This is a genomic window from Caballeronia sp. (assembly GCF_028292365.1).
GTDB lineage: Bacteria > Pseudomonadota > Gammaproteobacteria > Burkholderiales > Burkholderiaceae > Caballeronia.
This window is the reverse complement of sequence record NZ_JAQGMM010000563.1, coordinates 1-11,207: the sequence shown is the minus strand read 5'-3', so window position 1 is coordinate 11,207 and position 11,207 is coordinate 1. Positions and strand designations below refer to the sequence as shown.

General features: G+C 59.5%; 8 protein-coding genes. 1 reads left to right on the top strand and 7 read right to left on the bottom strand.

Translation table 11 applies throughout. The features are described 5' to 3' along the window. Window positions 1–216 precede the first annotated feature (216 nt). The 6 genes from JWR14_RS33290 to JWR14_RS33265 all read right to left on the bottom strand — a co-directional run bounded on the left by JWR14_RS33290 (window position 217) and on the right by JWR14_RS33265 (window position 8,775). Entirely contained in the window at window positions 217–1,008 is a 792-nt protein-coding gene (locus JWR14_RS33290) for an iron-containing redox enzyme family protein (protein ID WP_299717946.1), read from the bottom strand. A gap of 777 nt (window positions 1,009–1,785) precedes the next feature. After that, window positions 1,786–2,430, bottom strand: coding sequence for a response regulator transcription factor (locus tag JWR14_RS33285; RefSeq protein ID WP_299717944.1), 645 nt, complete (start codon window positions 2,428–2,430; stop codon window positions 1,786–1,788). After that, window positions 2,427–4,490 (bottom strand): response regulator, encoded by a 2,064-nt coding sequence (locus tag JWR14_RS33280; protein WP_299717942.1) that lies wholly within the window; start codon window positions 4,488–4,490, stop codon window positions 2,427–2,429. Before JWR14_RS33280 ends, JWR14_RS33285 begins: the two co-directional genes overlap by 4 nt. Further along, a complete protein-coding gene (locus JWR14_RS33275) occupies window positions 4,487–6,640 on the bottom strand; it encodes an ATP-binding protein (protein ID WP_299717940.1) in 2,154 nt (717 codons plus the stop codon). Before JWR14_RS33275 ends, JWR14_RS33280 begins: the two co-directional genes overlap by 4 nt. 227 nt (window positions 6,641–6,867) lie before the next feature. After that, on the bottom strand, window positions 6,868–7,176 hold the full coding sequence (locus tag JWR14_RS33270; protein WP_299717938.1) for a hypothetical protein: 309 nt from the start codon (window positions 7,174–7,176) through the stop codon (window positions 6,868–6,870). 261 nt (window positions 7,177–7,437) lie between these two features. After that, on the bottom strand, window positions 7,438–8,775 hold the full coding sequence (locus JWR14_RS33265; protein ID WP_299717936.1) for an MFS transporter: 1,338 nt from the start codon (window positions 8,773–8,775) through the stop codon (window positions 7,438–7,440). A 509-nt stretch (window positions 8,776–9,284) separates the two neighbouring features. Between JWR14_RS33265 and JWR14_RS33260 the strand changes: the two genes are divergently transcribed. Continuing rightward, window positions 9,285–10,253, top strand: coding sequence for a hypothetical protein (locus JWR14_RS33260; RefSeq protein ID WP_299717934.1), 969 nt, complete (start codon window positions 9,285–9,287; stop codon window positions 10,251–10,253). Between the two features lie 36 nt (window positions 10,254–10,289). On the opposite strand, the gene JWR14_RS33255 is transcribed toward JWR14_RS33260, so the two are convergent. Beyond that, window positions 10,290–11,012 carry an OmpW family outer membrane protein gene (locus JWR14_RS33255; protein ID WP_299717948.1) on the bottom strand — a complete coding sequence of 241 codons (723 nt, stop codon included), beginning with the start codon at window positions 11,010–11,012 and terminating at the stop codon, window positions 10,290–10,292. Window positions 11,013–11,207: the final 195 nt, after the last annotated feature.

Here is an 11,207-nt window from a genome sequence, read left to right as displayed (position 1 = left end):
GACCGGCGACGCTAACGTCAGGCACCGAATCACGCGAGCAGAAAGGCGCTTGAGCACCGCAGGCGTTCACCTTCAAACCAACGCACATCCATTCATACGCCGGCAACACGCCGGTTACCCGCATATCAAGCGCGACACATTACAGCCCGAACAAAAATAGCGGTGCCTGTCATCGCATGACAGGTACCGCTATTCAACAACCCAAACCGAGCTCGCTCAAGCCGCCACCGGCTCTTCCTCCACTGCACGTACCGTCAACGGCTCAGGCGGCGTTCCGTACGCGTAATCGAGCGTCATGCGCATATAGTCGTAGCTCTTGCGAATGGCAGCACGGACCTTGTTGATCGTCTCTTCCGGCGGATTGGTACCCAGCAACGTGGCCACGATATCCAGCGCCATCCACGGGTGCTCGTCGTCGTAATGAGCGTGCACTTTGAGCCAACGCATTGCCGACTTGCGAATCGGTTCCGCAAAGGTCAGCGCATACGTTTCTTCCGAGCAGACGAAACACGAGAAGTCGCCCGTTGCACCTTCCACTGCGTAATTCGTTGCCGCCACCGCCACCGCCAACTCGTCAGTGAGGCTGACATGCCCGCACCAATGCGCGAGCGCATGCATCTCGCTCGGCACTTCTTGCGACAACAAGTCATCAAGTCCGAGGCCGCTTGCCCCTGCCCATTGCAGCCAGTGCTTGGCATGCATGTTCTCGACCCGGATATTCTGGATGAGGTAAGACCGTGCCATCCCTTCGCCATGCGAATGACCGAACCGTGCTTTCATCAGGTTCGACGCCATGAACTGCGGAAACTGCTCGATAACGGGGAAAAAACCAATCAGAAAACGATGCGTGCTTTCGATGTCGAGCGTCGCGTCCTTCATGGCCCTACACAACGGGTGATAGACAACCTTGCGCTTCGCTTCTTCGCAATCCTTGACTACGTCTTGGAGCCATTGCGGATAGCTGGCAACGTTCTTGAGTTCGCCGGTACGGGTGAAGTCGGTATTCATCGGATGATCTCTCACAGGAATGGGTTTCAGGTGTTGGGCCGCGGCATCCTATGCGGGCAAGCCGGATCTCAACTCGCCATCGTGATGCCCGCCAAGCTTCGGGGAGCAACCGCATTTCCTATATGCAGACGCGCACATTTCGCGGAACATTTAATCAATTCCATTTCTTCAGACAGCATCGCGATGACGTCCCTTTTTCGACACGCAGCGGTGTCGCCGCCCGGGACGTTAGACCAGTGAAATGGTTGATAGATCAAAGACCTGCGGAGGATTGATGCAATCCACTTGAGATATTTATTGGCGCGGAGGATTGAAGTAGGCACGTGCCGCGTCACTCGCTGTGGGCGCGTTCGCACTACATTTTGGCGGAGATGGACTATGGGGTTCCGCTCAAGCGGCTAGCCGGGCAAGACCCATGGCAGGGCGAACTGCCTCTGGCGGATAAACATGCCAGGCACCGTCGTCATGGCGAAAAAAGAACAGCGTGAAAGCGCTGGATCCGGATCCAGACGCCCGTTCCACTTCAATGCAGACGCACCGGTTGCGCCCTGCACGGAGACGATGAATGGAGCGTACTTGCAAATGCCCGGCGCTCACCGCGCCCAGCCATTTTTCAACCAGTACGCGCAAAGACTGCTCCGACGCAACCATAAGATTCTCCGAGATTTTCTATTCCATTCGCCCCATGAAACCATGGTAGAAGCGCCATAAGCGCTTGTCCGTCGGGAGAGGTCGATTATGGCTTCAGACGCGGCTGGTTTTTTTGTCGGAATATCCTTACGAGCCGTCACGCTCGGAAGTCAAACCATGTTTGATCGCATAGCGGATCAGTTCGGCGTTGTTTTCAATGCCGAGCTTTTGCATGAGGCGCATCTTGTGCGTGCTGATGGTCTTGGCACTCAGCACGAGCACCTCGGCTATCGCATTGATGCTTTTGCCCGCCGCCAGCAGGTGTAGCACCTGAAACTCACGGTCGGACAAAATCTCGTGCGGTGCGGCGCCACTGGAATGGGTGTCGAAGACCATGACGTCGACCAGCTTCGGATCGATGAAACGTCCGCCACCGGCAAGCTTGCGAATGGCGGCAAGCAGGATGTCAGGATCGCTATCCTTCGTGACATAGCCGGTTGCACCGGCACGCACCGCACGCGCGACGACTTGCGCTTCATTGTGGATGCTCAGCACCAGGACCGGCAGCGCAGGGTTTTCGGTGCGCACACGCCGGATCAGGTCAACGCCGCTGATACCGGGCATCGTCATGTCCAGCAGCAAGAGGTCGACGCGGCAGCTACGCAGTTTCTCGATCACTTCGGCGCCTTGCGCGGCTTCGCCCGCAACGTCAATATCCGCTGTCGTCGCAATGATCTGCTTCAATCCGCCTCGCACGATGGCGTGATCGTCGGCTATCAGGATCCGGATCATCGGCGTTCGCCTCCGCCCAACGGGACGTGAATCGACACCACGGTGCCCGTTTCGGGCGAGCTGTCGATTCGCAGCGATCCCCCAATTAGCCGGGCGCGCTCGCTCATTCCCAGCAGTCCGTATGAATATCCCTTGCGCGCTGCCGCCGGATCGAAACCGCAGCCGTCGTCGCTGACGTAGAGGTCAAGCGTTGTCTCGGTGTTGGTCAAGGTGACGTCCACGCGCGAAGCGCCCGCGTGGCGTGCAACATTGGTCAGCGACGCCTGCACGATACGAAACACCGCGGTGGCATGAGCATCGTCAAGAACCGGCTCGCGGCCATTGATCCAGAGCTGGCATGAAAGGCCCTTGCGGCGGCCGAAGTCCTCCACCAGCCACTCCAGCGCCGACACAATGCCGAAATTGAGCGCAGCGGGCCTAAGGTGACTCGCGACGTTGCGCACCATCCAGATCGTCTTTTCAACCAGCTCGCGCATGTCGTCGACTTTTCTTCCCGCATCCGCGTCATGAGCCAGGCGCATCTTGAGCAATGAAACGTCCATCTTCAACGCCGTCAACAACTGTCCGAGCTCGTCATGAATTTCCATCGCAATACGTTTTCTTTCTTCCTCCCGGATTGCTTCCATGTAGGCGGACAACTCGCGTAATTGCTCGCGCGACTCCAGGAGCTCGTGCTCTATGCTCTTGCGTTCGGTAATGTCCTGGATCGTACCGACAAGCTTTAACGGCTGCACAGCGACATCAACGCCGACACTGACTCCGACGCCAGCGGCAGGCATGGCCTCGGCCTGGAACTGGACGATACGCACCACGCCGTCGGCTCCCTTTACGCGGCAATCAAGGCCGTAGGGCTGCCGCTCATCGAGCAACGCCCGTACAGCGCGGCGCACCAGCGCCCGGTCCTCGCGATGCACCGCCGCCAGGAAAGTACGGTAGCCCGGCCGTGAAAGCTGCGGCGCCAATCCGAGGATCCGGTACATCTCGTCTGACCAGTGGATCACGTCCGCCTTTGTGTCCCACTCCCAGTCACCGAGCCGCGCAAGCCGTTGCGCGTTCGCGAGACTCGCTTCGCTCGCCCGCAATTTTCCCTCGGCCAGCTTGCGCGCCGTCACGTCATTGAGGCCGACATAGATGGCCGGCGCGTCGTCGAAGCTCGCCACCCGGGCGGTCAGCATTGCCCAGAACGTGCTGCCATCCGGCCGCCTGAAATTGACTTCGGTGTTGCGAAAGCCGCCGTGCATGCGAAGCTGGCGCACCAGCCTGTCGCGCGTCGCGGGGTCCACATAGAAATCGATAACACGGAGGACCGTCTCGGTCCGGGTGGCGAGGCCGAACAACTTTCGAAACGGCTCGTTCATGTAGAGCAGCGAGCCATGCGGCATCGACGTAATGCAAAACGGTAGCGGACTGGTCTCCACAATGTTGCGGAACCGCGCCTCGCTCGACAGCAACTTCGTTTCGGCCCGCCTGCGCTCTTCTATCTCCAGCCGCAGGCTGGCATTTGCCTGCGCGAGTTCTGCGGTGCGTTGCGCGACCCGCACCTCGAGTTCGTCACGCGCACGCGCCAGTGCCGCTTCCGCTCGCTGGCGCACGCTCACTTCGTTCATCAATTGCCGGTTCTGAACGACAAGCTGCTTGTGCATGGCGCGTAACGCCAGATGCGTACTGATCCGCGCCATCATTTCGTCGATCCGGACAGGCTTTGTCACGTAGTCCGCGCCGCCGGCAGCGAAACCCTCGACCAGATCCTCGATGCCGGTCAGCGACGTCATGAAGATCACCGAGATATCCCGCGTGCGCTCGTTCATCTTCAGCCGGCGGCAAGTTTCGAAGCCGTCGATGCCGGGCATCTTCACGTCGAGCAGGATCAGATCCGGCTGCGAAAACTGCGCGCGTTCGAGCGCCTCCTCGCCATCGAGCGCCACCAGCACGCGAAAGCCCTGGTCGGCGAGACTGTCGACCACGAGCCCGAGATTGGCCGGCATGTCGTCGACAATAAGGATTGCCGGTGGCTCGCTGGCACTGCCGCTATCGCTCAGGTTGACGCTTGTCTCGCTCATGGCGCCGGCCTTGCTTCAAGATACTGCTCGACCAGCAAGAGGATCGCCTTCGACTGATAGCCTTTTGCCAGCCCACGCAGATGCGTGGCGAATGGTTCGTACTGCGGATCGATCAATGACATCCGGTCTGCCCACGCAATGATGTCTCGCATGTTGCCAGTTCGCGCAAGACGATGCAGCTCATCCATTTGCGGCGCCGGCACGGCAGGCGGTATATCTGGCAATGAGGATGGCGGGGAATGCGCCCCTGCGGCATACGTCCACTCAAGGTTCAGCAACGCGCGTATCTGGGCCAGCAACTGACCGAAGTCGACCGGTTTGGGCAGGAATGCATCCACGCCCGCCGCAAGGCTTTTCTTCTCGTCGCGGGTGGAAGGGCTGGCGGTCATCGCAATGATCGGCACGTCGGTCAGTCCTGGTGTCTGGCGCAGTCGGCGCGTAGCCTCGATGCCGTCCATGCCCGGCATCACGATGTCCGTGACGATCAGCTCCGGCCGGTCGGTTTGCGCCTTGACCAGCCCCTCGCCTCCGCTCGCCGCCTCAATGATGTCGAAACCGAGCCGGCTCAGCAAGTCCGTAATGACGGTGCGATTGACCGCCACGTCGTCGATGATCAGCACCTTCCTGCGCGGCCCCTCGTAGCCGGTCGCGACACGCGCATCCGGTTCGCGGGACGTGCCTGCGCACACCACTGCGCCAGGAGCCAGGTCGAACCAGAAGGTACTGCCTTGTCCGAGCCCGCTCTCGACGTGGATCTCGCTACCCATCGCCAGCACGAACTCCCGGCTGATGGCGAGCCCGAGCCCGGTGCCCTCGGAACGACGCTCGGGATTGCCGACCTGTTCGAACGGTTCGAAGACTGTTCTCAACTGGTCGGGGGGAATGCCGATCCCGGTGTCGCGTATCTCGAACCGTACCGCCCCAGAACTGGTTTGCGTGACAAGCAGGCTCACTCTGCCCCGATCGGTGAATTTGACGGCGTTCGCAAGCAGGTTGAGCAGCACCTGCCGCAACCGCCGCGCATCGGCACGCACGCCACCCTGCACGTCGGGCGCAATCGCGCAGACATAGTCGAGCTGCTTCTCCTCCGCCTTCACGCCGATGATCTCTCGAATTGCATCCACAAGACCGGACAAGGCTACATCGACAATCTCAAGCCGCAGCTTGCCCGCCTCTATCCTGGCGAAGTCGAGCGTGTCGTCGATCAGCGTCAGCAGGTGTTCACCGCTGCGCTGGATGATGGACACGCCGGTACGTTGCCGCTCGCTCAGCCCGCTGTCGCGCTGGAGGATCTGCGCGTAGCCCAGGATGCCGTTCAGTGGCGTGCGTAATTCATGGCTCATGTTGGCCAGGAATTCCCCCTTGGCGCGGTTCGCCGCCTCAGCCGAGCGGAGCGCTTCGCGTTGCTTGGCGGCGTTACGTTCATCGACGTAGGCGACGTGCAGGCGTACGCTCATCGCATGAAATGCAGCAACCACACGATCGAGTTCGTCGGGTCGGCGGGGCTGGCGGCGCTGCAGGTTGACCGGTCGCGGCGACTCGCGAAAGTCGTAGCGGCTGACAAGCCGCGCGATTGTCGCGAGGTGTCGAGTAACGAGCCGCCAGAAAATATAGATGATGAAAAGCGCGACGAGAAACGTGTTGGCCGCCTGGCTCACCAGGATCACGAGCGCGGTTTGCGCCAGCTCGCTGTAGAGACCGGAGAGCGTTGCTTCGACGTACAAGGTGCCGAGTACGCGTTGCGTGCCGCCGACGCCGTAAGAGATCGGAAATTCACGCGACATGACCGCGTCGTTCATGCGTTGGCCAGCGCGTACCACCAGGGGCGAGGCGACCGGGCCAGTTTCACGGACCTCGGCGGCACGAATATCGGCGAGACGAAGCATGCCGTCCAGTTCGAGTTGAAGTTGTTGCCGGTCGAGCCGCCACAGACCCTCGCCGAGGCTGTCGCGATAACTCCGGTCGATATCGGACAGCCGGTTTTCGATGAGCGAGATCCCGCGCTCATAGTCGCCGTAGAGTTGAAGCGCGGTCAGCAGCAGCGTAACCACGCAGCTGAACAGGAGGACGGTCGCGATAAGCCGCATGACCACGCTGTGGCGAAAGCGGCTCAGCGAACTCCACAGCGCGCTGAACGTGTTGAGAACCATATGCCCCCGCGAGTGCCCTGATCCTCGTTTTCGTTAATCTGCACCCGTTGCCGAATGACGGTTATCGTGAGTTCATTGGGCGGACGGCATGCGTGGCTGCGGCCGTCGGTACTGAAATGGTTGAGGTGAGCAGACTGGCGCCGCGCCTCGTCGCATGCGCCCGCTGCGGGCTGGAACCCAGCTTTCAAATTCATTCAAATTCGCTAGCAAGAAGGGCTGACGCAATCCTAACCATTTGCCGCGAGATTAAACGGGCCGAACGAGTTTCCCAGAATCTCGTCGATACAATCGGCCAGGTCGCACAGCACGCCCGATTCGTCTACATCGAGCGTTTCCGCGTGGAATTTTCGTAGCTCCCACATGGTGTCCGCAAGACGCCTGATCGATATGGGTCCGCTATTGATCAGGGGCCAGCAATGCATAAGATACGCAAGCGGAATGACGTTCCTGTTCTCGCACCATGAATCGAACAAGCGCAGGCAGATAGTGTGGATATGCTCCACCGCATTTTCGCGCTCGGACAGGTACGGAATCATGGCGGATAACCGGAAAGACCCATTTTGATGCTTCACAGTCTAGGCGGCTGAGGGGTATTACACAGTCAGGAAACGCGGAAAATGGGCAGGGACGTATGCTGATTTCCCTGTCAGGAAATCCTTACACGTACAAGCAATGTGTTGCTGGGAGAGGGACGACTGGCGCCGAGGCAGTCGTCCTGATTGAATGCGCAAGGCGCCCACTTTACAGTACCCTTTCGCGGCGCAAGCCAAGCCCGGTTCGAGCCTTCAAAACGACCCTTAAGCGTGCCGTGAGCTTTCGTCTACAAGAGGCTCGGGCGCGTTTTCCAAAGCGCTGTCGTGACGAAGCAGGAGGACCGCTGCCACGCCGACCAGCCCCGCCCCGGAAAGACAAAGCAGGCCCGCTGCAAAACTGCCGGTACTGTCCTTGATCCATCCCATCGCATAGGGTCCGAAGAAGCCAGCCAGATTGCCGAGCGAGTTCACCGCGGCAATGCCGCCCGCTGCGGCCGCGCCCGAAAGAAAGGCGGCGGGCAGCGTCCAGATCACCGGCAGGCAGCCAAATATGCCAAAGCCGGCAATGGACAGCGCGATCATTTTCAGCACGGGATCATCCAGTGCAGTCGATGCCGCAATTCCACCGGCAGCCACCAGCAGCGGAATAGCCACATGCCATTTGCGCTCCAGCTTGCGGTCAGAGCGTCGTCCCCACAGGATCATGCTGAACGCACCGACAATGTACGGCAGCGACGTCACAAGTCCCGTCTGAACGTTGCCAAGGCCAAATCCCTTGACGATCTGCGGCAGGAAGAAGCTCAGGCCGTAGTTAGTCGCGTTGGCGCCGAAGTAGATGAGCGCGACGGCGAGAACCCGAGGGTTGAACAAGGCTTCGCGCACACTAAAGGAACGCACGGCCTCACGCTGCGCGCGTTCCTGGGCTTGCCGGGTGACGAGCCAGTCACGCTCTTCGGGGGCGAGCCAGGTTGCATCCGCCGGTTTGTCGGTGAGATAAAACAGGACCACGAACGACAGGAACAGGGCCGGCAACGCTTCAATCAGATAAACCCACTGCCAGCCTGCAAGGTTAGCGAGTTTGTCGAGGTTGAGGAGCGCACCGGAAATAGGCGCGCCTATCACGGTGGACAGCGGAATGGCCACCATGAAGTAGCCAACCACGCGAGCCCGGTACGCCGCCGGAAACCACAGCGTCAGCAGGAAGATGATGCCCGGGAAGAATCCCGCTTCAGCAATCCCGAGCAACACCCGCAAGGTGTAGAACACGTGTGCGGCCGAGAGTCCCGTCAACCGGGAGATCCCGGGAATGAACGCCATGGCGCCGGCCAGGATGCCCCAGGTGAACATGATCCTGGCGATCCATCGGCGCGCGCCGAACTTCTCCAGCAGCAGGTTGGACGGAACCTCGAAAAAGAAATAAGCAATGAAGAAAATCCCAGCGCCGAAGCCGAAGGCGCTTGAGGAGAGCCCCAGGTCTTTATTCATCTGCAACGCGGCGAAACCGACGTTGACGCGATCCAGGTACGCTATGAAATAACAGAGGATCAGGAACGGGACGAGTCGCTTCGTCACGCGTCCCAAAGTGCGGGTTTCGAGTTCCACTAGCCTTCCCCCAAAGTCAGAGTTTTAAAGGTTAATCGTCATAGTGTGCGGAATGTTCATATCTGCTTACCGTAGAAAGCATAGTGCTCCTAAGACGAGCCGGGAAGTAGTATGTGCCCGTGGGACCCGGTTTAACAACGAGGCGACGCGAGGCCGCTACCGGCGGAATTGGCCGAATCATGCACAGCGCAGGTCGGATTCGGAAGAATTGTCTGCGGATAATAACGTATGAACGAACGTAAGGAGGTCCGCTCGTTTCCTTTCTCGTGCAAGCGCAAACGTCAACGCCACGTCCATGCTCTGCGCAATCAGGCATTACCCGAAAGCGCCGCATGGCATGAACCGGGTTACCGCTGGGGTCATCGAGTAGCGATATGTCTCGTTTCCTAACTGCCCCTTTAAGCCTGCCCCCTGCGACGTTGTCTCGCGCACACTGTATTAATCGCAGTCCCGTAACACAGGAGCGCACAGCGCTTCACCCCGGTTGGCGGCCCGTCAGGAGAAGGCACATGCGAAGCGATTGGACAGCCGGCGTTCGTGCCCTGGCCCGTGCCGTCTTGATGACCGGCGTGGCCAGCCTCGTAACCAGCCTCTCGATTACTGGCAGCGCCCGCGCCCAAGCCGGCAATCCGAATCCGACGCTCGCAGCGCCGGCCACGCCCATGCATATCCGCATCCTTCGCGTGCAGGAGGAAGTCGTTCGGGAAAGGCGCTGGGATTTTCTGATTGCGGCGCTGGACCATACGACACCCGCGTACGGACCCTACGTGATCGATGCATACCCCGAGCCGATGTCAACGCAGCGCGAGATTGAAGAGGTCATAACCGGCCGCCTGATCAATGTGATTGCGAGCGACCCCGGCCACCCCGACCTCAATGCGCAAGCCATTCCGATTGCCATTCCTATCGACAAAGGCCTTCTCGGTTATCGGGTCGCGCTGATCCGGCGCGATCAACAAGCGCGCATCAACGAGGTCAACGACATCCAGGGCCTTCGCTTGCTGAACGTCGGTCAGGGTCAGGACTGGGGCGACGTGCCCGTATACCGGTTCAACAAGATCCCTCTCGTCACGGCAAGTCACTACGATCAACTGTTCCCGATGCTGGTTCACCGCCGTTTCGACCTGTTCCCGCGCGGCGTGCTCGAGATCACGCCAGAGCTCATTTCGTTTCGCACCCAGTACCCCGAGATGGCGATAGATACTCATCTGCTGATCCGCTATTCCTATGCGCAATTCTTTTACGTCAACAAGGCTGATCCACTCATCGCCCAGCGAATCAGGGATGGCCTGGAGGCAATGCGAAAGGATGGGAGTTTTGACGCGCTCTTCCAGAGGAATTTTGGGCAGGCTGTTGCCGACCTGCATCTGGATCGGCGAGTCTTGATCGAGTTGACCAATCCGTTTGTTCCCTCGTGGGTGCCGGTCGAGCGCAAGGAACTCTGGCTCGATCCGGTCACGGCCGGTAAACCCGGTTGAGGAACAAGTTGCAAGGCCAAGCCGCGAAAACGTCGATCAGAATCTATATCCGACGGAAACAAAGGAGATGATCGGATTGAGTTTGACCTTGGTGCTGCTGGTCACGGTGCCCAGTTTCGACTGAGTTGTCAGCGTGGCGCGTGTTGAAAGCCACATATAAGAGAGCGAGGCATCGACCGACCAATGCTGGTTGAAATTATAAGAAAGCCCCGCGTTGATAACCGGTGCAAACGAGCTGCTCAGCTTGGCTGTCGTCGGTCCCTCCAGTGCCGTCCCATAGCTTGGTGAATACAGGAAGCTGCCGCTGGACATCGCAGAACTCAACTTGACTCCGCTATACCAGACATACGAGCCACCGGCGCCAAGATAGGGCCGAAGCCGGCTATGTGCGTCGTTGAAGTAATACTTCAGTAACAGGGTCGGGCTCCATTCATAAGCGGTCCCGATCTGCCCGAGTGACGAGAGCGATCCGCTGCCGGACAGCTTGAACCTGGGCGGCACGCCAAGCACGGCAGTCGTGGCGATGTGATCGGAAATGAAGTAGGTCGCTGTCAGGCCGAACGTATCCGCGTTGTCGACCGATGCTCCCGTACCGGTTTCGGTCGTGCTCGTGCCAAGGGCACTGACCGTCAACGGCTTGCTCGAATCCTGCGGCGCCAGATGAAACCAGCCGAGGTTCGCGACTATATCGCCCGCGCTCTGCGCATGAGCCGCCGTGCTGATCAACAACAACGCGGCCATCACGTTTGTCACGGCCATCACTTTCATCACGCCCAATGCTCGTATCCGCATGCTCATGTCTCCTCCGTTTTATCCGATCCTGTCAATGGATCTGGAGAAGATTCTATGCGAACGATCGTACGAATAATTCCCTCTGCACTGGAGAAAACCTTCTGGAATCTGGTAAGAATCCGAAATCCGATTTGCTGCGCGTTCGCCAGCCAGCCCGCGATG